Origin of the sequence: Dethiobacter alkaliphilus AHT 1, assembly GCF_000174415.1 — a bacterium.
In the GTDB taxonomy this organism is placed as follows: Bacteria; Bacillota; Dethiobacteria; order Dethiobacterales; family Dethiobacteraceae; genus Dethiobacter; species Dethiobacter alkaliphilus.
Map to the genome: position 1 here is coordinate 113765 of NZ_ACJM01000008.1, position 22114 is coordinate 135878.

The 22114-nt window shown below is 50.8% G+C and carries 17 protein-coding genes and 1 other annotated feature; of the genes, 16 read left to right on the forward strand and 1 reads right to left on the reverse strand.

Features of this window, described 5'->3' with window-relative positions:
- The first annotated feature begins 67 nt into the window (after window positions 1-67).
- The 14 genes from DEALDRAFT_RS16045 to larA all read left to right on the forward strand — a co-directional run bounded on the left by DEALDRAFT_RS16045 (window position 68) and on the right by larA (window position 17923).
- A complete protein-coding gene (locus DEALDRAFT_RS16045) occupies window positions 68-1156 on the forward strand; it encodes a leucine-rich repeat domain-containing protein (RefSeq protein ID WP_008516774.1) in 1089 nt (362 codons plus the stop codon).
- Between the two features lie 240 nt (window positions 1157-1396).
- On the forward strand, window positions 1397-2998 hold the full coding sequence (locus DEALDRAFT_RS09015) for an acyl--CoA ligase family protein (protein ID WP_008516775.1): 1602 nt from the start codon (window positions 1397-1399) through the stop codon (window positions 2996-2998).
- A gap of 104 nt (window positions 2999-3102) precedes the next feature.
- Window positions 3103-3337, forward strand: a binding site (T-box leader).
- Window positions 3338-3397: 60 nt separating this feature from the next.
- Complete coding sequence (gene argC, locus DEALDRAFT_RS09020; RefSeq protein WP_008516776.1) at window positions 3398-4417, forward strand: N-acetyl-gamma-glutamyl-phosphate reductase; 1020 nt, start codon at window positions 3398-3400, stop codon at window positions 4415-4417.
- A gap of 14 nt (window positions 4418-4431) precedes the next feature.
- Window positions 4432-5637, forward strand: a complete 1206-nt coding sequence (gene argJ, locus DEALDRAFT_RS09025; RefSeq protein ID WP_008516777.1) for a bifunctional glutamate N-acetyltransferase/amino-acid acetyltransferase ArgJ — start codon at window positions 4432-4434, stop codon at window positions 5635-5637.
- Window positions 5638-5709: 72 nt separating this feature from the next.
- A complete protein-coding gene (gene argB / locus DEALDRAFT_RS09030) occupies window positions 5710-6591 on the forward strand; it encodes an acetylglutamate kinase (protein ID WP_040378825.1) in 882 nt (293 codons plus the stop codon).
- 9 nt (window positions 6592-6600) lie between these two features.
- Window positions 6601-7788, forward strand: coding sequence for an acetylornithine transaminase (locus tag DEALDRAFT_RS09035; RefSeq protein ID WP_008516779.1), 1188 nt, complete (start codon window positions 6601-6603; stop codon window positions 7786-7788).
- A gap of 171 nt (window positions 7789-7959) precedes the next feature.
- Complete coding sequence (gene argF / locus DEALDRAFT_RS09040; protein ID WP_008516780.1) at window positions 7960-8889, forward strand: ornithine carbamoyltransferase; 930 nt, start codon at window positions 7960-7962, stop codon at window positions 8887-8889.
- Between the two features lie 35 nt (window positions 8890-8924).
- Window positions 8925-9728 carry a glutamate racemase gene (gene murI / locus DEALDRAFT_RS09045; protein ID WP_008516781.1) on the forward strand — a complete coding sequence of 268 codons (804 nt, stop codon included), beginning with the start codon at window positions 8925-8927 and terminating at the stop codon, window positions 9726-9728.
- Window positions 9725-10930, forward strand: coding sequence for an argininosuccinate synthase (locus DEALDRAFT_RS09050; protein WP_008516783.1), 1206 nt, complete (start codon window positions 9725-9727; stop codon window positions 10928-10930). Before murI ends, DEALDRAFT_RS09050 begins: the two co-directional genes overlap by 4 nt.
- A gap of 4 nt (window positions 10931-10934) precedes the next feature.
- A complete protein-coding gene (gene argH / locus DEALDRAFT_RS09055) occupies window positions 10935-12320 on the forward strand; it encodes an argininosuccinate lyase (protein WP_008516784.1) in 1386 nt (461 codons plus the stop codon).
- A 280-nt stretch (window positions 12321-12600) separates the two neighbouring features.
- Complete coding sequence (locus tag DEALDRAFT_RS09060; protein ID WP_008516785.1) at window positions 12601-14016, forward strand: FAD-binding oxidoreductase; 1416 nt, start codon at window positions 12601-12603, stop codon at window positions 14014-14016.
- A 106-nt stretch (window positions 14017-14122) separates the two neighbouring features.
- On the forward strand, window positions 14123-15799 hold the full coding sequence (locus tag DEALDRAFT_RS09065) for an L-lactate permease (RefSeq protein ID WP_008516786.1): 1677 nt from the start codon (window positions 14123-14125) through the stop codon (window positions 15797-15799).
- Between the two features lie 94 nt (window positions 15800-15893).
- Window positions 15894-16619 (forward strand): FadR/GntR family transcriptional regulator, encoded by a 726-nt coding sequence (locus DEALDRAFT_RS09070; protein WP_008516787.1) that lies wholly within the window; start codon window positions 15894-15896, stop codon window positions 16617-16619.
- 23 nt (window positions 16620-16642) lie between these two features.
- On the forward strand, window positions 16643-17923 hold the full coding sequence (larA, locus tag DEALDRAFT_RS09075; protein ID WP_008516788.1) for a nickel-dependent lactate racemase: 1281 nt from the start codon (window positions 16643-16645) through the stop codon (window positions 17921-17923).
- 159 nt (window positions 17924-18082) lie between these two features.
- On the opposite strand, the gene DEALDRAFT_RS09080 is transcribed toward larA, so the two are convergent.
- Complete coding sequence (locus DEALDRAFT_RS09080; RefSeq protein ID WP_008516789.1) at window positions 18083-19762, reverse strand: ABC1 kinase family protein; 1680 nt, start codon at window positions 19760-19762, stop codon at window positions 18083-18085.
- A gap of 261 nt (window positions 19763-20023) precedes the next feature.
- Here DEALDRAFT_RS09080 and DEALDRAFT_RS09085 point away from each other — a divergent pair, with 261 nt between their 5' ends.
- Together DEALDRAFT_RS09085 and DEALDRAFT_RS16900 are read left to right on the forward strand one after the other, a co-directional pair.
- Window positions 20024-21883 carry a sigma-54-dependent Fis family transcriptional regulator gene (locus DEALDRAFT_RS09085; RefSeq protein ID WP_008516790.1) on the forward strand — a complete coding sequence of 620 codons (1860 nt, stop codon included), beginning with the start codon at window positions 20024-20026 and terminating at the stop codon, window positions 21881-21883.
- A 54-nt stretch (window positions 21884-21937) separates the two neighbouring features.
- Window positions 21938-22111 (forward strand): hypothetical protein, encoded by a 174-nt coding sequence (locus tag DEALDRAFT_RS16900; RefSeq protein WP_008516791.1) that lies wholly within the window; start codon window positions 21938-21940, stop codon window positions 22109-22111.
- The last annotated feature ends 3 nt before the right edge of the window (window positions 22112-22114 follow it).

A 22114-nucleotide genomic window follows, 5' to 3' on the forward strand; every position in this document is an offset into this window, starting at 1 on the left:
CAAGTTCGTTATTTAACAAAAGTGGTGAAATTTGGTGCAATGTTTGATATACTTTACGGAGGGGGGTGTGGCTGTGGTTTACAAGCGGCTGATGGTGGGAGTGTTGTTAGTGTTGCTTTTGGCAATTGCGTCAACGGCTGCGGCGGAGACTGTTGTTGAGTTTCCCGATGCGGCTCTGGAGGAAGCGGTGCGCGAAGCCCTGCGGGAGTGGGGCAGCCCCCTGACCACCGGTGATTTGGCCAGGTTATCTACGCTGGTGGCGCAAAAGAAGGATATCCGGGACCTGCGCGGCCTGGAGCATGCCGTTAATTTAACCCGGTTGGATCTGGCAGGAAATAATATCGCAAACCTTTCTCCGTTGGCAGGACTGACCCGGCTGGAAAGCCTCAGTTTAAAGCAAAACCGGATTACCGACCTTACTTCTTTGCGGAATCTTAGCAATCTTACCTACCTGAGCCTGGAGGGCAATAATCTTTCTGATATCTCTGCCTTATCCGGCCTGACCAATTTAACCCGGCTGAATGTGGGGGAAAACCGTATCCAAAATCTTTCCCCGCTGCGCAATCTGGGCGGCCTGGAGCAGCTTGTGGCCTATTATAACGAGATCAGTGACCTTTCTCCTGTGGCCGGGTTGACCCGTTTACAGGTACTCAATCTCTCTGATAACAATATCAGTGATTTATCCCCGCTTGTGAGCAACTTACGAAGCGGCGGATTGTCTGGTGCATATATAAACGTTACAAATAACCGGCTGGACTTGAGCGAGGATTCAGCACTTGAGGCGGTTATCAGGCAGCTTGATACTGCAGGTGCGGATATGGCCGTGGGCAGTCAGGCCAAATCAGCGGCAGGGCCCGGCTCGCCATTGCCGGACCCGATTCAAATGAATCCTCCCGGCGGTGCCCGCACAGACAGTTATATGCCGGAAGAAGAAGGGCAGGAAGTGATTAACGGTGAGGCGGAACCTGTGGCACTGCCTGCGGTGGATGCGGAGATGCTGCCGGTCTGGCTGGCCCAGTCAATCCTGGTGTTTGCTATGATTCTTGTTTTGGCCATGGCCTTTGTGTGTTACAGGATTGTCGTTCTTCTTGTGCGTAGCAGGCGGCAAAAGCAGGAACAATCGTCTCCATCTCAACAGCAAAACATACCTATGTGAGCAGGATGCGGATATTTCCGTCCTGCTCCGGCGCAATTTGTGGAAAAATTCTAAATATTGCATCAGGTGGGCAGGATATTTTTTTTTCGAACCGAATAAATATGTTATATAAGAAAGGCACGCTTATTCGGTTCCCTTAGGCGCGTGCTTTTCGATACCGGTTTCCTTAGCAGCATCGCTATCTGTGAAGCGCTATAGTTTCCCGGCAGTATAAAGAAATATAGAAGGAGGAGAAGGCTGATGGTTAATGTGTCTTATACTCCAATGACTCCGCTGAATTTTTTGCGCCGCAGTTCGTTTGTTTATCCCGAGAAGACTGCAGTACTGCACGGTGAGCAGCGTATAACATACAAAGAATTTAACCAGCGGGCCAACAGACTGGCCAGCGCACTTAAGGGTGCGGGTATCAACGAAGGGGATCGGGTGGCTTTTTTGGCACCCAATATTCCGCCGCTGTTGGATGCGCATTACGGTGTTCCTTTGGCGGGAGCAGTCCTGGTGGCCATTAATATTCGTCTTTCTTCCCGGGAAGTGGCCTATATTCTTAATCATTCCGGCGCAAAAATACTTTTTGTGGATACGGCCTTTTCCCACGTCATTGAGCCCATTGTGGATGAGCTGGAAAGTGTCAAAACAATTGTCAATATCCGGGATTGCAGTGACGGAGAGGAGCTGCCCGGTCCGCTGTATGAAAACTTTCTGGCCACGGGCAGCCCCGAGGACATTCCCGTTTCTTTAGAGGACGAAAACCAAACCATTTCCATCAACTATACCAGCGGCACCACCGGCTTACCCAAAGGGGTTATGTATTCCCACCGGGGCGCATACCTGAACGCGTTGGGAGAAGCGTTGGAATCACAGATGAATGTTTATACCAACTATCTGTGGACGCTGCCCATGTTCCACTGTAACGGCTGGTGCTTTACCTGGGGTGTGACTGCGGTAGGCGGGATGCATATCTGTCTGCGCTCCGTGGTTGTCAAAGAAATTTATACTCTTATTGAAGAAGAAGGCGTTTCCCATTTCTGTGCGGCACCCACCGTGCTGATTACCATGGCCAATGATCCCGCGGCTAAGGAGTTAAGACTTAAACGCAAACTGCATATTGTTACCGCCGGTGCTCCGCCGTCTCCCACCGTTATTCGCAATGTGGAGGATATAGGGGCGGAAATTATTCATGTTTACGGCCTCACCGAGACTTATGGGCCCCACAGCATCTGCGCCTGGCAGCCCGAATGGGATACCTTAGCCATTAATGATCGGGCCAGAATCAAGTCCCGGCAGGGAGTTCCCTATATTACCGCCCTGGAGATGCGGGTGGTGGACAGCAGTATGAATGATGTGCCGGCGGACGGGCAGACCATGGGCGAAGTGGTGATGCGGGGCAACAATGTGATGAAGGGCTACTTTAATGATGCGGATGCCACCGAAGAAGCATTTGCAGGTGGCTGGTTCCACAGCGGTGATTTAGCGGTGATGAATCCCGATGGTTATATAGAAATTAAAGACCGCAAGAAGGATATCATTATTTCCGGCGGTGAAAACATCTCCACGGTGGAACTGGAACATTTGCTTTTCCGGCACCCCCATGTGCAGGAAGTGGCCGTTGTCGCCATCCCCGATGAGAAATGGGGCGAGGTGCCCAAAGCATTTGTGGTGCCCAAGCCGGGAACAGACCCCACAGAAGAAGAAATAATTCAATACTGCCGCGATAATATTGCCCGTTATAAGTGCCCGAAGTCAGTGGAATTTGGCGATCTGCCCAAAACATCCACAGGGAAAATCAAAAAATATGTCTTGCGTGAGAGAGAGTGGCAGGGCAAAGAAAAACGTGTAAATTAAGAAACAGGCCGGAAATTTCCGGCCTGTTTTTGTATTTTGAGCCTTGACTTTTTCTGGGCCCAATGTTAATCTTTAAGCTATAGATTTAGATTAGCTACAGATACAGTAAGGCTGTGACGGGGAGAGTAGGTTTACCGGAAGTAAAGCGAGCCGGGGTTGGTGTGAGCCCGGTACGAAAGGTATTCTGAAGCGCACCCCTGAGCTGCGTGCCCAACGGCATTTGCCCAGTAGGCCACGCCGGGTCTGCCCGTTATCGCAAACCGTTTATGAAGTTATAGACGGGTTAAGTGGGCTTATGGCCAATAAAGGTGGTACCGCGAGATGCCTCTCGTCCTTTGGGATGAAGAGGTTTTTTTGTATCTTTTTTTAATCTTTGTGTGGTAAGGAAGGTGTTTGGATATGTTAAAAGTGGCGATTATTGGTGCAACCGGGTATACCGGACGGGAGCTGGCAGGTATTTTGGCCCGTCATCCCCATGTGCAACCAACTTATCTTACTTCGGAGAGTTTTGCCGGCCAACGGCTTAGCGACGTTTATCCTCAGTTTAGGTCTGTTGTGGATGTGACCCTGGAAAAGCCGGATATGGATAAAGTGGCTGAGTGTGATTTTATTTTTAGCGCTCTGCCCCACGGGCTTTCGGTGGATACGGTTCCGCAGTTGGTGTCCACAGGTAAAAAAGTTGTGGACTTAAGCGGTGATTTCCGGCTGAAGGACGGCGGTTTGTATGCTGACTGGTACGGTTATGAGCACAACCAGCCCCAGCTTTTGGCCAACAGCGTCTACGGTTTGCCGGAAGTAAACCGCCAGCAGATTAAAAAAGCTGATTTGGTGGCTAATCCCGGCTGTTATCCCACCAGCGTGCTCCTTGCTCTAAAACCTCTTTTGGCTGAAGGGGTAGTGGATCCGCAGGATATTATCGTGGATGCCAAGTCCGGCGTATCGGGAGCCGGCCGCTCACCCAAGCTGCCTTTTCATTTTCCTGAATGCACAGAGAATTTTAAGGCTTACAAAGTGGCGGGACATCAGCATACTCCCGAGATTGAGCAGGAGTTGGCGGCGGTGGCAAAAGAGCAGGTGCTGGTAACCTTTACGCCGCATCTGGTACCCATGATTCGCGGCATTCTTTCCACCATATATCTGCGAACAAGTGGTAAGCTAAGTGAAACTGAAATCTGGAGCCTGTTTGAGAAGCATTATGGTGATGAGCCGTTTATCCGTTTGCTAAAAGCTCCTGCCTTGCCGGAAACCAAGTTTGTCAGCGGCAGTAACTTCTGCGACATTTCCCTGCGTTTGGAAGAGCGCACCGGGCGCCTGATTGTTCTGTCCGCTATAGATAACCTGATGAAAGGTGCAGCAAGCCAGGCTGTACAAAATATGAACCTGATGATGGGATGGCCGGAAGAGACCGGTTTGAAATAAGGAGGGCCTGTTTAATGGTATTTAATAAAGTAGAAGGCAATGTAACTGCAGCCAGAGGATTTTCCGCAGCGGGAATCCACTGTGGCATTAAGAAAAATAAAAAGGATTTAGCTTTAATATATTCTGAAGTTCCCGCCAAAGCTGCGGGGACGTTTACAAAAAACCGTTTTCAGGCCGCACCGGTGATTGTCAGCCGTGAGAATCTGCAAAACGGTAAGGCCAGGGCTGTAATCTGTAACAGCGGCAACGCCAATGCCTGCTCCGGTGAGCAAGGTCTGCAGGATGCCCGCCGGATGGCGGCTCTTACAGCGGAGATGCTCTCCATTGATCCCGGCGAAGTGGTTGTTTCCTCCACCGGCGTTATCGGGCAGTACCTGCCCATGGAGATTGTGGATGCAGGTATCCGTCAGGTAACCAAAAGCCTTTCACCCCAGGGTGGGCCTGATGCTGCGGAGGCTATTATGACCACCGATTTGATCTCCAAAGAGGTTGCCTATGAGGTGCAAATTGGTGGCGAAACAGTGACAGTGGGCGGCATCGCCAAGGGTTCGGGAATGATTCATCCCAACATGGCCACCATGCTGGCCTTTATCACCACCGATTGTGCCATTTCAACCGAACTTTTGCAGAAGGCACTGAAATATACGGTGGACCGGTCCTACAACCTGATTACGGTAGACGGCGACACCAGCACCAACGATATGGCGGTGATGCTGGCCAACGGCTTGGCCGGGAATGCGGAAATCACCTCAGAAAACCAGGATTACCAGCGTTTTGTGGAAGTGCTGCAGCGGGTAAATACCGAACTGTCGCAAAAAATTGTCCGCGACGGGGAAGGCGCCACCAAGTTTCTGGAAGTCCGGATTGAGCATGCCGCTTCCTTTTTGGACGGGAAAACGCTGGCCATGGGAATCCTGGATTCCAATCTGGTAAAGACCGCCTTTTTTGGTGAAGATGCCAACTGGGGACGGATTGTATCCGCCATGGGCCAGACCGATGTTGAGTTCTACCCGGAGCGGGTTAATATCTGGCTTGGCGACCTGCAGGTCACAAAAGACGGCCAGGGCCTGCACTTTGATGAGGACCATGCCAAAGAGATCTTAAAGCATAAAGACATTACCATCAGAGTGGACCTGGGCATGGGGGAGGAAACAGTCACCGCCTGGGGATCTGATTTAAGTTATGAGTATGTTACAATTAATGCCAGCTATCGCTCTTAGAAGCGCGACCAAAAATAAGGTAATTAACGGGTGAGTGAGAATGAGGAGGAGAGTAATTTGACCAAGTTTGAAATGGATAAACTTATCGGCAAGGCGGAGGTGCTTATTGAGGCATTGCCCTACCTGCGGACCTTCGCCGATAAAACCTTTGTAATAAAGTACGGCGGGCAGGCCATGGTGTCGCAGGAACTTAAAAAATCGGTGATGATGGACATTATTCTTTTGAAATATATCGGTCTTAACCCCATTGTGGTCCATGGCGGCGGTTCGGAAGTAACGCACCTGATGGACCGTTTGGGCAAAGAAGCTGTTTTTGCCAACGGCCTGCGGGTCACCGACGCAGAAACCATGGAACTGGTGGAAATGGTGCTGGTTGGTAAAGTAAACAAGGAAATTGTCAGTTATATTAACCAGTATGGCGGCAAAGGAGTGGGCCTTTCCGGCAAGGATTCCAACCTGCTGGTGGCCAGTCGCCGGCCCCCCGAGCAGTTAAACGGCAGCGGCCAGCTGGTGGATTTAGGGTATGTGGGAGATATCACCAAAGTGAACCCCGACGTGATTCATACCCTGAGCAGGCAGGGCTACATCCCCATAATTGCTTCGGTGGGTGTGGGCCTGGAAGGGGAAAGCTTAAATATTAATGCCGATCATGTTGCCGGAGAGCTGGCGGCGGCACTGGCGGCGGAGAAACTGATGCTCTTAACTGATGTAGAAGGGATTTTTGCCGACCCTGACGACCCCAAATCTCTCATTTCTTCGCTGCCTCGGGCCAAAGCGCTGGAGATGATTGAGGAAGGAAAGATCAACAAGGGCATGATTCCCAAGGTTGAGTCCTGCCTCACTGCCCTGGAGCATGGAGTGCAGCGCACTCACATTGTGGATGGACGGATTCCCCATTCCTTATTGCTGGAGATATTTACAGATCACGGTATCGGTACCATGGTAACCGGTTAGGAGGAACCTATGGATTTAAAAAACAAAGAACAAAAGTATATTATTAACACCTATAACCGTCAGCCCGATGCAACGCTGTTTATCAAGCGGGGCGAAGGAGTTTATGTCTGGGACGAGGCGGGAAACCGCTTTCTGGACTTTGTCAGCGGCCTGGCTGTAAACAACCTGGGCCACTGCCACCCCACGGTGGTGGAGGCGGTAAAGCGGCAGACTGAAAAACTGATGCACACTTCTAATTTGTATTACACAGAACCACAGATTCGTTTAGCGGAGCAGTTGGTTGCCCAGTCGTGCGCCGACAAAGTATTTTTCTGTAACAGTGGGGCGGAAGCCAATGAAGCGGCCATCAAGCTGGCCCGCAAGTTCGGCAAAGCTACCCGGGGCTGTGGTGCCCATGAAATCATCACCGCCCAGCGGTCTTTTCACGGACGGACACTGGCGGCCATTACCGCCACAGCTCAGCCCAAGTATCATCAGGGCTTTGAACCCATGGTGGCAGGATTCCATTATGCTGAATATAACAATCTTGATTCATTTGCCGCTTTGGTAAATGAAAATACCTGTGCTATTCTGGTGGAGCCGATCCAGGGCGAAGGCGGCGTCTACCCTGCCCAGCCCGAGTTTTTACAGGGATTGCGCAAGCTTTGCGATGAGCATGGGCTATTACTTATTTTTGATGAAGTACAAAGCGGTATCGGCCGCACCGGCAAGCTTTTGGCTTATGAAAATTACGGCGTGGAGCCGGATGTGTACACCCTGGCCAAAGGTTTGGGCGGAGGACTACCCATTGGAGTAATGGCGGCCAGGGGCGCGGCGGCGGATACACTGGTGCCCGGCGATCATGCTTCCACCTTTGGCGGCAATCCGGTGGTATGCGCCGCCGCCGGTGCAGTATTGCAGGTGCTGGGTGAAGACGGATTCCTGGAGCATGTGCAGAAGGTGGGCCAATATTTCATGGACCGTCTACAGGAATTAACGTATGCAAATAAAGTGGAACTTCGTGGCCTGGGGCTGTTTATCGGCCTGGAGATTTCCGGTGACGGCGCTAAAGTGGCCAGTGACTGCCAAAAGGAAGGTCTTTTACTTAACTGTATCGGGGGAAAAACCCTGCGTTTTCTGCCACCGCTTATTGTAGAGGAAGAGCATATCGATGCGGCGGTAAACGTGCTGCAGAGAGTGCTTGCCAGGTTGGACTAATTAATAGTTCCAGGCTTACCCGGCAAAGACATGTAATTCTGGAAGGAAAAATGGCTTTGGCGGTGAATACTCCAACATATGGGAAGAATAATACTTCATCAGGAGTATTATGCGGTGTTTTTTTCCAGGAGTATGGCATGAAATGTTAATAACAATAAGGGGTTGAATAATATGAGTGATCTGCGCGGACGCGACTTTCTGGCGGTCAATGATTTTTTCAGAGAAGAGCTTGCTGAGATTCTGGATTTTGCCATTCAATTAAAGGCCCAGCATAAGGAAGGGAAGGAACATCACCTGTTGCGTGGTAAAACACTGGGGATGATTTTTCAGAAAGCTTCCACCCGGACCCGGGTATCTTTTGAAGTAGGCATGTATCAGTTGGGCGGAACTGCTCTGTTTTTAAGTGCCAATGATCTGCAAATCGGTCGTGGCGAACCTATTAAAGATACAGCCAGAGTTCTTTCCCGTTATCTGGACGGTATAATGATTCGTACTTTTGACCATGGCGAGGTGGAGCAGTTAGCCAGTTTTGCCGATATCCCGGTAATAAACGGCCTCACCGACCTGCTGCATCCCTGCCAGGCCATGGCAGATCTGATGACGGTAATGGAGCGCAAAGGATCCCTGAAAAAACTGAAGCTGGCCTATGTGGGTGACGGTAACAATGTAGCCAACTCGCTGCTTTTGGCCTGCAGTAAATTTGGGATGAATGTGGCGGTGGCCTCGCCTAAGGGATATGAATGCCCTAAAGATATTGTGGCCGCAGCCCAGACTAACGCTAAAATCGGCGGCACCACGGTGACCTTAACCGATAACCCGCAGGAAGCGGTGAAAAATGCCGATGTTGTTTATACCGATGTTTGGGCCAGCATGGGTCAGGAAGATGAACATATTTCCAGAATCAGGATCTTTAAGCCATACCAGGTCAATGATGAGCTGCTGAAGGTTGCCAATGATGAGGCCATGGTTCTGCACTGTTTACCGGCGCACCGCGGTGAAGAAATTACCGAGAGCGTCATGGAGGGTGAGCAGTCCGCTGTTTTTGACCAGGCTGAGAATCGCTTACATGTGCAAAAAGCGATTATGGCTAAAGTAATGTAACCTGTGTCAGTAAATACGAAGTACTGTAGGTGCCTATGAACAAAGATGTTTTAGCGGATAAACCTATTGGCTTTTTTGATTCGGGGGCAGGCGGGCTGACGGTATTGGCGTCGGCGGTAAAGTGTCTGCCCAATGAGTCATTTCTGTATTTTGGTGATACGGCCCACGCCCCCTACGGTTCCCGGCCGGTGGAGGATGTGCGCAACTTAAGTGTGCAGGCCGCAGAGATGCTGTGTAGGCAAGGGTGCAAAGCACTGGTTGTAGCCTGCAATACCGCCACCAGTGCGGCGGTTCATGTGCTGCGTGAAATGCTCCCCATTCCGGTGATTGGTATGGAGCCGGCGGTGAAACCTGCTTTGGCCGGCGGCGGTAAAGTATTGGTGATGGCCACACCGCTTACCTTGAAAGAGGAAAAGTTTAAGGCCTTATGTGACCGCTGCGGTGCCGATGAAAGCAATGTTATTGTCCTGCCCTGCCCCGGCCTGGTGGAGATGGTGGAGCGGGGAGAGACGGAAGGGCCTGCAGTGGAGCGCGCCCTGGCTCAATTATTTGCCGGAGCAGATTTAACCGGAGTGTCTGCTGTGGTTTTGGGATGTACACATTACCTGTTTTTACGCCGCGCCCTGGCCGGTATTTTGCCCGCCGATGTGAAGTTTGTAGACGGCAATCTGGGTACGGTAAAACAGCTGGCACGAATATTAAAAAAAGAAGGTTTGCTTCGGGAAGAAAAGACTTCCCAAACCAACGTGGAAATTCTCTCAAGCGGCGGCGAGGCATCTGTGCGCTTGTTTAAGGAATTATTTCAGAAAGCATTAACGGAAATGGAGGTTTACAGATGAAAAAGATAATTTTAGCCTATTCCGGCGGACTGGATACGTCCATCGCCATTACCTGGCTGAAGGAAAAATACAACTGCGAAGTGGTGGCCATGGCGGCGGATGTGGGCCAGGGCGAGGAGTTGGAACCGCTGCATGAAAAAGCAATGAAGTCGGGGGCCAGCAAACTCTACATAGAAGATGTGCGGGAAGAGTTTGTCCGGGATTTTGTCTTCCCCATGGTTAAGTCCGGGGCCCTGTATGAAGAAAAGTACTTCCTGGGCACAGCCATTGCCCGTCCGGCCATTGCCAAGCGTTTGGTGGAGGTGGCGGCCAAGGAAGGGGCCGATGCCATCGCTCACGGTGCCACCGGCAAAGGTAACGACCAGGTCCGCTTTGAGCTAACCATCAAAGCGCTGGCGCCGCACTTAAAGATTGTGGCTCCCTGGCGGGAATGGGAGATCCGCTCCCGCGATGATGCTTTTGATTACGCCGAAAAGCACGGCATTCCCCTGCCGGTGACCAAGGACAAGCCTTACAGCATGGATCGCAATATCTGGCACCTCAGCTTCGAAGGGGGTATCCTGGAAGACCCTGACAGTGAACCGGAAAAAGAGATGTTTATTCTCACCGTGGACCCGGAGGATGCGCCGGATAAGGCCGAATATGTGGAGATCGGCTTTGAAAAGGGCGTGCCTGTTAGTTTAAACGGCAAAGCTATGGGGCCGGTGGAGCTTTTAGCCGAGCTAAATACCATTGCCGGCCGTCACGGCGTGGGCCGGGTGGATATGGTGGAAAACCGTCTGGTGGGAATGAAGTCCCGCGGGGTATATGAGACTCCCGGCGGCACATTGCTCTATTTTGCCCATAAGGAAATGGAATGCCTTACCATGGACCGGGAAACCATGCATTTTAAAGAAATTGCCGGCGTTAAATACGGTGAGCTGGTGTACTATGGACAGTGGTATACACCACTAAGGGAGGCGTTGGATGCCTTTATTGACCGTACGCAGCAGAATGTCACCGGTTCTGTGCGTGTTAAGCTCTATAAGGGGAATATGACGGTGGCGGGCCGTAAATCGCCCCATTCCCTCTACCGGGAAGATTTGGCCACCTTCGGTGAAGATGTGATTTATGACCAACGCGATGCCGAAGGGTTTATTAACCTGTTTGGCCTGCCCCTGAAAGTACAGGGTTTGCTGGAAAACGAAAAAAAACGGGGGTAATGCCGTGAAACTTTGGGGAGGAAGATTTGCCAAAGAAACAGACGCCCTGGTGGAGGAGTTTAATGCTTCCATTCCTTTTGACAAGCGTCTCTATGAAGAAGATATCCGCGGAAGTATGGCACACTGCCGCATGTTGGCCAACCAGGGAATTATCTGCGGCGATGAAGCAGAACAAATCCTGGCGGGCCTGGCGGTTATCAAAGAGGAAATGGACCGGGGGGAAGTGGAGTTTTCCCTGGCCCTGGAAGACATTCATATGCATGTGGAAAAACGCCTGACTGAGAAAATTGGGCCGGTGGGGGGCAAATTGCACACCGGGCGGTCCAGAAACGACCAGGTGGCTTTGGATATGCACATGTATGTGAAAAAAGAAATCCTGGAGACGGTGGCCCTAATCGGCAATCTGCAGGAAGCGTTGGTAAACCTGGCTGAGGATAACCTGGATGCGGTGATGCCCGGCTATACCCATCTGCAGCGGGCACAGCCGGTACTCTTTGCCCACCATCTTTTGGCCTATTTCTGGATGCTGCAAAGGGATCGGGAACGTTTTCTGGACAGCTTCGGCCGCGCCGACTGGATGCCGTTGGGTGCCGGAGCCCTGGCCGGAACCACCTTCCCGGTGGATCGGGAGATGGTGGCCTCGGAGTTGGGCTTTGCCAAGCTGTACGAAAACAGTATGGATGCGGTGAGCGACCGTGATTTTGTGCTGGAGTTCTTAAGTAATTCGGCCATTATGATGACGCACTTAAGCCGCCTCAGTGAAGATATTATCATCTGGAATTCTCAGGAGTTTGGCTTTATTACCCTTGACGATGCCTTTACCACCGGCTCCAGCATCATGCCACAGAAGAAAAACCCCGACGTGGCGGAGTTGGTGCGGGGTAAAACAGGACGGGTTTACGGACATCTGATGGGGCTTTTAACGGTGCTTAAAGGACTGCCCTTAGCGTATAATAAGGATATGCAGGAAGATAAGGAAGGCCTCTTTGATACGGTGGACACCATCAAGATTTGCCTGCGTTTGTATGCGGCCATGCTGCGCACCGTGGAGCCCAACAAGGAACGCATGTATGCTGCGGTGGCCCGGGATTTTGCCAGTGCCACCGATCTGGCCGACTATCTGGTGCGCAAAGGCCTGCCCTTTAGAGAAGCGCATGCGGTGGTGGGCCAACTGGTGGGTAAGTGTGTAGCAGAGAACCGCCAGTTGGTGGATTTAACCACCGAGGAGTTGACGGAGGCCTGCTCCCACTTTGAGGATGACGCTAAAGAAATGCTGCCGCCGGAGGCCTGTGTGGAGGCACGGCAGAGCCGGGGCGGTACCGCCAGAAGTGAAGTGGAAGTACAAATCCGTCATGCCAAATCCCTGCTTATCAACGAAAACACAAAATAACTGAGTCTGTTACAAACACGCCTTGACCGGGCGTGTTTTTTTGTACCGATTGGAAAATATAACGCTTCGCAGTTTGCGAAGCTGCTAAGGAGACCGGTATCAAAAGCACGCGTTGAGGGAACTGAATAAGCGTGCCTTTTTTACTTTCTGTAAATAAAAAAAAGAAAAAAGAAAATTTTTAGACAAAAAGCAGGAATTTGTGTGTTTATAGCGTAATATATATCAGTAAGACTGATGGTCAGACCACCTGACCATCGAGATGATTAAAGGAGGAAGACTTATGTATCAGCCTGTTACACAGGAAATTGTCTCCCGCTTAGAGGAAATCGTAGGTAAGAAGAACGTTATTTTCGGGGATGCAGAAAAACTTGAAAACTATTCACATGATGAGTTGGCGGAAAAAGAGTATGCCCATATGCCGGATGTTGTGGTGAAACCGGGCTCGGCAGATGAGGTTTCTGCCATTATGAAACTGGCCAATGAGGAAAACATCCCGGTAACCCCCCGTGGTGCCGGCACCGGCCTCTCCGGTGGCGGTGTTCCTGCTCACGGCGGAATTCTGCTCTCGGTGGAGAACATGAACCGCATTCTGGAAGTAGACCTGGATAATCTGATGGTGGTTGTGGAGCCCGGTGTGGTAACAAACGACATCAATGAAATGCTTGCGCCCCACGGAGTATTTTTCGCCGGTTATCCCATGAGTTTACAGTCCTGCTTTGTTGGCGGAAACGTCGCAGAGAATGCCGGTGGCGGACGGGCCATTAAATACGGTGTGACCGGCCGCTATATTATGGGGCTGGAAGTGGTGCTGCCAACGGGAGAAATCGTAGAATTCGGCGGAAAGCGGGTAAAGGATGTAACCGGATATAACATGGTGCAGCTCATGGTAGGTTCCGAAGGGACATTGGGTATCTACACAAAAATCATTATTAAGCTGCTACCGCTGCCCACATCCAAAATAGATTTGCTGGCCCTGTTTCCCGATGTGGAAACTGCCATCAATGTAGTGCCGCTGATTATGACAAAAGGACGCCTGATCCCCACCGGAATAGAGTTTATGGATCGTCTTTCTATCAGTACCACCCATGATTATCTGGGCGAAAAAATGCCTTACCCAGAAACGAATGCGGCACTACTTATAGAACTGGACGGCACCAATCCAGATCAACTCCGGGATGAAGCCATGGCAGTTTCTGAACTTCTGATGGAAAACGGGGTTATTGAGGTGTATGCCGCCGAAACTCCTGATACACAGGAAAAAATCTGGAAAGTGCGCCGTAATATTGCTGAGGCCTTTAAAGCAATTAGTCCGGTGCAGAGTTTGGAAGATATTGTGGTTCCCATTGCGCAGATTCCCAAGTTAATGCCGTTTTTGGCCGAGCTTTCCGAGAAGCATGATGTCCTTATTCCCTGCTACGGCCATGCCGGCGATGGCAACCTGCATGCCACCATCGTTAAGAAAGCGGAAACGGAAATTGAGGTCTGGAAAGAAACTCTGCCCCAGGTTTTAACTGAATTATATGAAAAAATGGCTGAGTTGGGTGGCACAATCAGTGGTGAACATGGCATTGGCCATAAACGCAAAAAGTATATGCCGCTGGTTGTCGGAGAAACGGAAATTGCTTTAATGAAGAAAATTAAGCTGGCTTTTGACCCTAATAACATTCTGAACCCCGGAAAAATGTTCGATCTTTAGCACGGTCCATGTCTGCCACGGAGGTGATTACCACCTCCCCCTTTTTCAGGGGAAAAGACAGAATATTATTGACAAAAATGATTAACCCCCCAAAGGAGGAAGAAATATGTCTGTTGGCATGTTAGCTTTGATTGCATTCTTGCCCATTCTTTTAACCATACTTTTAATGGCAGGCCTGATGTGGCCCGCCAAAAGAGCCATGCCCATTGCCTGGGCCTTTGCAGCCATTTTGGCCCTTAGTGTCTGGCAGATGGAGCCAGTGCGTATTGCAGCGGCAACTATCGAGGGGGCGCTTGGCGCCTTTAATATTCTCTTGATTGTGTTCGGAGCAATTTTACTTTTAAACACATTAAAAAACAGCGGCGCTATAATTGCCATTCAGCAGGGTTTTTACGGGATTAGTAAAGACCGCCGCGTCCAGGCAATAATTATCGGCTGGATCTTTGTCTCGTTTATTGAAGGAGCCGCCGGTTTCGGCACTCCGGCCGCTCTGGCCGCTCCATTGTTAATGGTGCTTGGGTTCCCGCCGCTGGCAGCGGCTATGATAGCTTTGATTTTTAACAGCACCTCGGTTACCTTCGGTGCTGTGGGAACCCCTGTTGTTGTCGGTGTCGGTAATGCAGTGGATGGCCTGTTGCCGGAAGCTGTGGCCATGGGTACATTTGTTTATGACGTGGGTGTGTGGTCCGCAGTGATTCACGGTGTGTTCGGTACATTCCTGCCGCTTCTGGCCATCTGCATGATGACCCGTTACTTTGGTAAAAACAGATCCTTTAGAGAAGGGCTGGAAGCCGCCCCGTTTGCCATTTTTGGCGGTCTGGCTTTTACCGTTCCCTATTTCCTGATGGCCTATTTTGTGGGACCTGAATTGCCTTCGGTTGTGGGCGCTCTAATTGGCATGCCCTTTGTTGTTGTTGCTGCACAAAAGGGGTTTTTGGTGCCCAAGAACACCTGGGATTTCCCCAATCCCAACGAACCGGAGTGGGACGAAGACTGGGGCGAACAGGCCGACGTGGAAGCAGCCTGTGCCCAGGAATGTAAAATGTCGCTGGGTATGGCTTGGCTGCCATATATCCTTATTGCCGCACTGCTTTTAATTACCCGCCTTTCCACCGAAACACTTCAGCCTCTGATGCGCAGTTGGAGGCTGGTTTGGGAAGGTATTCTCGGACAGCCCGGTGTGAACTATACGCTTGAGCCGCTGTGGATTCCCGGTATTGTACCCTTTGTGTTGGTCGCCATTCTCACCATTTTCCTGCATGGCATGAAAGGCTCTGAAGCGGTGGATGCCTGGAAAACCACCTTTAAACAGCTTATTCCCGCCACCATCGCTCTGGTGTTCGCGGTGGCGATGGTGAGGATTCTTGTCCAATCCGGTGTAAACCAAGCCGGCATTGACGGGATGCTTCTGACCATGTCTCGGTTTGCGTCCCAGGTCGTGGGCGCCGGTTGGCCGTTTGTCTCACCTTTTGTGGGTGTGCTGGGCGCCTTTATTGCCGGCAGCAACACCGTTTCCAATCTACTCTTTGGCGGATTCCAGTATTCCGTAGCTGAAACATTGGGAATTTCCACCACCATCATCCTGGCACTGCAGGCAGTTGGTGGTGCCATCGGCAACATGGTTGCCGTTCATAACGTGGTGGCGGCCTGTGCCGTGGTGGGTAACTTGGGGCAGGAAGGTAAAATTATTCGCAAAAACCTGATCCCGGCAATAATCTATGCTGCAGGAGCCGGAGCTCTAGGCATGCTGCTCATCTATGTGTTTTCTGTCAATGTATTTTAACTAGGAAAAGGGCGGGAAAACCCGCCCTCCTCTCCTATTTTTTAATTTGCTGTGATAGAATAAGGGTATATACGAGAGAAAGCAGGAGAGGTCTATGTTTAAACCAATTAAACAGAAACGTGTCTATGAAGAGGTATTAGAGCAAATTAAAAATTTGGTGAAGCAGGGAGTTTTAAAGCCGGGAGACCGGCTTATTTCTGAACGCGAACTGGCGGAACAACTGCAGGTAAGCCGCGCATCCATCCGCGAAGCATTCAGTGCGCTGGATATGATGGGAATCCTGGAGAGCAAACCCGGTGAGGGTACTTTTATCCGCCAGGAACCCCTGGATTCCATGATTAAACCGCTGGCACTGATGATGACGCTTTACCAGAATAATAGCCTGGAAGTCCTGGAGATTCGTGCCATCCTGGAGGCAGGCAGTGCGGCTTTGGCAGCCCGGCGAGTTACACCTGAAGGGTTGGATAAAATAAAAGCAGCCCTGGATGAAATGGAACAAGATGTTTTAAGCGGTGCCATCGGCGAACTGCCGGATGCAGCATTTCACCTGGCCGTTGTGGAAGCGGCAGACAATCAGGTGCTACTGCGCCTGATGAATACCGTCTCAGACCTGATTGTGGAAACAATGCGTCACAGCAGGGAAAAGCTTTTTGAAACCCCGGGGAATAAGCTGAAGCTGCTGCAGCAGCACAAAGAGATTTACCGTGCCATTGCCGAACGCGATTCGGAAGAAGCACGGGAGGCAATGCGGGCACACCTGCGTTTTGTTCGTAAAGAAATTACCACATATGAGGAAGAACGTGAAGAGAACAGCATCTGAGCTTAAAATTAGGAGGTGCAGATGTGAGCAAGTACACATTGGCATACGGTCAAACTCAATATGAGTTTAACCTTGAGCCGGAAAAAATTCTGGCTGTCCTCAGGCCAAAAGAACTGCCAACACCGGCCAGTGAAGCCCAACTGGTGAAAGAAGCCATGGAAAATCCCATTGGTTCGCCCCGCCTGCGGGAAATTGGCAAACCGGGAGAGACCGCTGCCATCGTTGTGGGGGATATGACGCGCCTTTGGGTGCGCCATCATATCCTGCTGCCGCTGATTCTCGATGAACTAAACGAGAGCGGCATTCCCGATGAGAGCATCACCGTGGTCTCTGCAACAGGCGCCCACCGGGAACAAAGCCGGGAGGAGCATATTCAGATTATCGGCGAAGAAGCATACAACCGGGTAAAAGTGGTGGACCATAAATGCCAGGCTGACAATCTGGTGGATTATGGCACCACAACCCATGGTACCCCGGTGCGCATTAACCGCGAAGTGGCCGAAGCCGACAGAGTAATTCTCACCGGCGGTATTGTTTACCATTTTCTGGCGGGTTATGGCGGCGGTAAAAAAGCGATTATGCCCGGCGTGGCAGATTATAACGGAATTATGGCCAACCATCGACTGGCTCTAAACCCCGACGGCCCCGGCTTAAATCCCCATGTCTGTGCCGGAAAGATGGATGGCAACCCACTATCCGACGACATGATCCAGGCGATTAAAAAAGTCGGCGTGGATTTCATCGTTAATACTATTACCAATGATGAACATAAAATAGGCCTGGCCGTAGCCGGGGATGTGGTGGCCGCCCATGAGAAAGGCGCTGCGCTTGTGGACGAATACTTTGGCGTGGCCATTGACAGGCAGGCTGATTTGGTGATTGCCTCCTGTGGCGGTTATCCCAAGGACATAAACTTTTACCAGACATACAAAACGACCCATAATATGGTGCCGGCACTGAAAAAAGGTGGTGTAGGCATTCTTTTGACCGAATCGTGTGAAGGTGTCGGCAATGACCTGTTTTATACCATCTGTACAGACCATCCCGACAACGCAGCCCGGGAAGATGCCCTGCGTTGTGATTTCGAAATAGCCAGCTTTATGGGCTATACCCAGCTGCTTTGGGCCCAGCAAAGCCGTTTTATCGCCGTAACGGGCCTGCCCGACCAGCAGGTGAGAGAAATGGGGATGACACCGGCCAAAGATCTGGATGAGGCGCTCTCCATTGCCAAAGAGTGGCTGGGGGATGATTATACCGCCTACATCATGCCTGAAGGTTCCACCACTTTTCCGGTACTAAAATAAAAAGACCGCCTAACGGCGGTTTTTTTGTTCTGCGAGGAAATTACAACGCTTCGCAGTTCGGGAAGCTGCTAAGGAAGCCGAATAAGCGTGCCTTTTTTATGTATGGTGAAAAGGAATCTAGTGAGACAAAATCACCTGTCCCTCTGTCCACGTTGGAGTTTAGAGTTTGCCGCTGCGGTAGATGGCCCAGAAGAGCCAGCCGGCCATGGCGCTGGCCAGGAAAAATCCTATTTCAATGATGGGAATCCGCCAGAGAAGCGGCGTGCCGGTGATGGAGGCCACCAGGCCTGAGCCGATAATCAGGCCGGCCATGATAATGCTAAAAGCCAACAGGACGATGCTGAAGCTAAGCCGGTTGGCCAGGCGGTCCAGGTGGAGAAAGGTCCGGTCAATGTCGGGGTAGTTGAGTTGTATGGGGATTCCTTCCGTATCTACCCGGTCAAACATATCGTTTAGCCTGCGGGGCAGGGAAAATACAAAATCGGTGGTTTCAAAAAACTGTTCAAAGGCAGTTTCTTTGATTAGCCGGTAGGAGAACCTTTCCCGAATCAACCGGTTAGAATAGGGGCGCAATAGCTCAATGAGGACCAGGTCTTTGTCCAGGTCTTCAATGACCCCTTCCAAAGTCATGATGGTTTTGCCAAGCAGAGTAAATTCCGCCGGAATACGGATATGGTACTCATAGGCCAGGGCAAATATCTCCGATACCGCTTGCCCCAAATTAATGCGTTTAAGCGGGGTGTCCAGATATTTATCCATCAGGCGCTCCGCATCACGGAGCAATTCTTTGCGGTCAATGCGGCGGGACAGTACACCCATGCCGGATAAGGCCCGAACCAACTGGCGTGGATTATGGCTGATGGTTCCCAGTAAGAATAATATAAATTGCCGTTTACGTTCTCCCCGCAGGCGGCCCACAATGCCAAAGTCCATAAAAATAAGCTTGCCGTCTTTATCCACGGCCAGGTTGCCCGGATGCGGGTCCGCGTGAAAAAGTCCGTGTTGGAAAATCTGGGTAAACATCACTTCTACCAGATCCCGGACTATTTGTTCCGGGTCGTGGCCGGCTTCTTTTAATTTTTCTGGATGGGTCAGTTTAATACCGTCTGCCATTTCCATGGTTAATACCGCGGAAGTGGTGAAATCCCAGTAGATTTTGGGGATAATGACGTTTTCCTGGGTGTGGAGGTTTTCCCTGATGCGTTCTCCGTTTTCAGCTTCAATAAGATAATCCAACTCGTCATGGACCGAGCGTTGTACTTCCTGGACAATGTCTTCAAAGTTATAGATGCGGCCCCAGGGAGTGCGGCGGTCGGCAATTTTTGCTGCCTGCCGGAGAATTTCCAGGTCCGTTTTCATTTGGCGCACAATATTGGGGCGGCGGACTTTAACCACCACCTGTCGGCCGTTATGAAGAAGAGCCCGGTGAACCTGGCCTATGGAGGCGGCGGCAAAGGGCTTTTTTTCAAAGGAGTGGAATGCTTCTTCTACAGGGCGGCCAAGTTCCCTGACAATAATTGCTTCTACCTCTGAATACGGAAAGGAGGGGACCTGGTCCTGCAGGTTAGTCAGCTCGTCGAGAATATCGCGGGGCAGTAAATCCGGCCTGGTGGAAAGAAGTTGCCCGAATTTGACAAATGTTGGGCCTAAATCCTCCAAGAGCATCCGCAGCCGTTGAGCCCGGGTATATTCAAGTAAAGCTGTTTCACTTTTACGGGCACGGCGAACCGAGGGCAGTAAATGAGAATAGCCCAAGTGGGTAAGCAGGTGGCCGAATCCGTGGCGCACCACACTGTTGGCAATTTGGCGATAACGTTTGAGATGACGGTACTTTGGCATAAAACGCCCTCCTCGCTATAAATATTATCCTAAAAAGAAACGGGCCATGTCAAGAAAACAGCATTTTTTTCACCTCACCGTAAGAACTGATTAAGGTATGGCGGGCAGTGTTAAGGTAAGATATATTGAAAGAATTCTTGCCTTATGTTACAATATATACTACCTAAATATTCTGACAATGGCTAAGTTAATTCAGAACAGTTTGTCTTTTCAGCCGCTTTTTGGTAAGGAAGTATGTCTTTTAATTGGAGGGACCGTCTAATGGCCAAGCTGTGGCAACGTTTTGTAAACGGGGAGCAGACTGACGAAGAGCCTGACTCTGTGATACTGCGCTCTTGGCACCGATGCCGGGAAAACCGCTTGGATTTTCAGCAAGTGGCCCGCAATGATCTTTTGCCTGCGAACCTTTTACAGCAAAGGGTCGAGGAGAATGAGGAACTGCTGCAGGCAGCCAAGGATGTACTGCCGTTTCTTATCCGTTATCTTAAGGGAAGAGAGTTCATTGTACTGCTTTGCGATCATGACGGTTATGTTTTAAAGGCTCTGGGACATCCCACTTTTTTGAGCAAAGCGCAAACAGTTGCCCTGTCTCCCGGTGCCAACTGGCGGGAAGAAGCTAAAGGAACCAATGCCATCGGTACCGCATTGTCGGAGCGCCAGGCTGTGAAGGTTCTTGGCTGGGAGCATTATGTCCGGGAAAACCATTTTCTCAATTGTTGGGCGGCCCCCATTAAGGATGCCCGGGGAGAACTGCTGGGTGTGTTGGATATTTCCGGCGCCTGCGGTATTACCGATGAGCGCCTTTGTGAACTGGTTCTGATGGGAACCAGGATGATTGAGCAAAACCTCCATGTCAACGAATTGCAGAACAGTTACCGTTTTTGCAGCGCAGGGATTAAGATGGCCTCCCAGATGCTCAGGGACGGCTTTGTTACCATTAATAACCGCGGCGAAATTACCGAAATTAACGATGCCGGGGTTTATATGCTGGGCAAGCGCCGGGAAGATGTGTTGGGACGGCCCGCTGCCGAAGTTTTTGAATCAAAGACCAATGTTGCTTTTTATGGAGAGGGACAGAAACTGCCGGTGTCTGAATCCGGGACTCCTCTGCAGTCAAGTTTCAATCAGGTAAAAGATGAGAAGGGCGATTTTCTTGGAGCTGTGGGGGTGCTGCAGCCCACATTGCAGCAAAAAGAGCAAACATTTTGGCTGGGGCGCAGCGAGGAGACAAAAAAATCATTTCAAAATGGTGCCAAGGCTGCTTCCACCTTGTCCACTGTGCTGATTCAGGGGGAAAGCGGTACCGGCAAGGAAGTGATGGCCCGTTATGTTCATCAAATGAGTCCGCGCCACCGCGGCCCGTTTGTGGCCTTAAATTGTGCTGCAATTCCACAAACACTGATTGAAAGTGAGCTGTTCGGCTATGCCGATGGTTCCTTTACCGGAGCAAAAAAGGGCGGACAGCCGGGCAAGTTCGAGATGGCTCAGAACGGGACCATTTTTTTGGATGAGGTGGGGGATATGCCCCACAATGTCCAGGCTACCTTGCTGCGTGTTCTCCAGGAAAAAGAGATTTACCGCATTGGCGATACCAAAACACGCAAGGTAAACGCGCGGATAATTGCCGCTACAAATCAGGACTTAAAAAAGCTGGTGGATGAAGGGCGGTTCCGTCTCGATTTATACTACAGGCTAAAAGTGGTGACGCTGAACATTCCTCCTCTGCGTGAACGCTCTGAGGATATACTTGACCTGGTTCCCTACTTCGTACATAAAGCCTGTGCAGAACAGGGGCGTAGCGCAATGGCTGTCTCCGATGCGCTGTACAAAAGGTTGTTGGCCTATGGCTGGCCCGGAAACATACGGGAGCTGCAAAACTGTGTGGAAAGCATGGTGGCCCTGGCGGAGGGCAACGTGCTTGGCGAAGATGATCTGCCATTGGAGGTTGCCAGTGCCACCATGGCCGAAGATACATGCTCTCTTTTGGAAAAGCAGACCAGGCAGGTGATTCTTGAAGCCCTGGATAAAACAAAGGGAAAAATTGCCCCTGCCGCCAGGATGCTGGGGATAGGCAGGACAACTCTGTATCGCAAAATGGAAGAGTATAATATTAAGGGTTGACTGCATTGTTAATTTTGTTGAAATTGTGGTAAGATAACAGCGAGGTGCTGCCATATGGAAAAGCAGGAATTACTTAGTTTGATCAAAAATAACCTGGAGGACGGCAAGCTGCATTGCGAAACCGCTTATCAGATTGCCGCCGACCACAACGTGAAGCTATGGCAAATTGGCCAAATTTGCGATGAGGAAAAAATCAAAATCAAAGGCTGCCAGCTAGGCTGCTTTTAGGAG

Coding starts and splice junctions, on each gene's coding strand:
- DEALDRAFT_RS09060 (WP_008516785.1), top strand. CDS start 12,601: ATGTATCAGCCTGTTACACAGGAAATTGTCTCCCGCTTAGAGGAAATC.
- argF (WP_008516780.1), top strand. CDS start 7,960: ATGAGTGATCTGCGCGGACGCGACTTTCTGGCGGTCAATGATTTTTTC.
- DEALDRAFT_RS09085 (WP_008516790.1), top strand. CDS start 20,024: ATGGCCAAGCTGTGGCAACGTTTTGTAAACGGGGAGCAGACTGACGAA.
- DEALDRAFT_RS09015 (WP_008516775.1), top strand. CDS start 1,397: ATGGTTAATGTGTCTTATACTCCAATGACTCCGCTGAATTTTTTGCGC.
- DEALDRAFT_RS09035 (WP_008516779.1), top strand. CDS start 6,601: ATGGATTTAAAAAACAAAGAACAAAAGTATATTATTAACACCTATAAC.
- DEALDRAFT_RS16900 (WP_008516791.1), top strand. CDS start 21,938: ATGGAAAAGCAGGAATTACTTAGTTTGATCAAAAATAACCTGGAGGAC.
- DEALDRAFT_RS09050 (WP_008516783.1), top strand. CDS start 9,725: ATGAAAAAGATAATTTTAGCCTATTCCGGCGGACTGGATACGTCCATC.
- argJ (WP_008516777.1), top strand. CDS start 4,432: ATGGTATTTAATAAAGTAGAAGGCAATGTAACTGCAGCCAGAGGATTT.
- murI (WP_008516781.1), top strand. CDS start 8,925: ATGAACAAAGATGTTTTAGCGGATAAACCTATTGGCTTTTTTGATTCG.
- argB (WP_040378825.1), top strand. CDS start 5,710: ATGGATAAACTTATCGGCAAGGCGGAGGTGCTTATTGAGGCATTGCCC.
- DEALDRAFT_RS09080 (WP_008516789.1), bottom strand. CDS start 19,762: ATGCCAAAGTACCGTCATCTCAAACGTTATCGCCAAATTGCCAACAGT.
- DEALDRAFT_RS09070 (WP_008516787.1), top strand. CDS start 15,894: ATGTTTAAACCAATTAAACAGAAACGTGTCTATGAAGAGGTATTAGAG.
- argC (WP_008516776.1), top strand. CDS start 3,398: ATGTTAAAAGTGGCGATTATTGGTGCAACCGGGTATACCGGACGGGAG.
- DEALDRAFT_RS09065 (WP_008516786.1), top strand. CDS start 14,123: ATGTCTGTTGGCATGTTAGCTTTGATTGCATTCTTGCCCATTCTTTTA.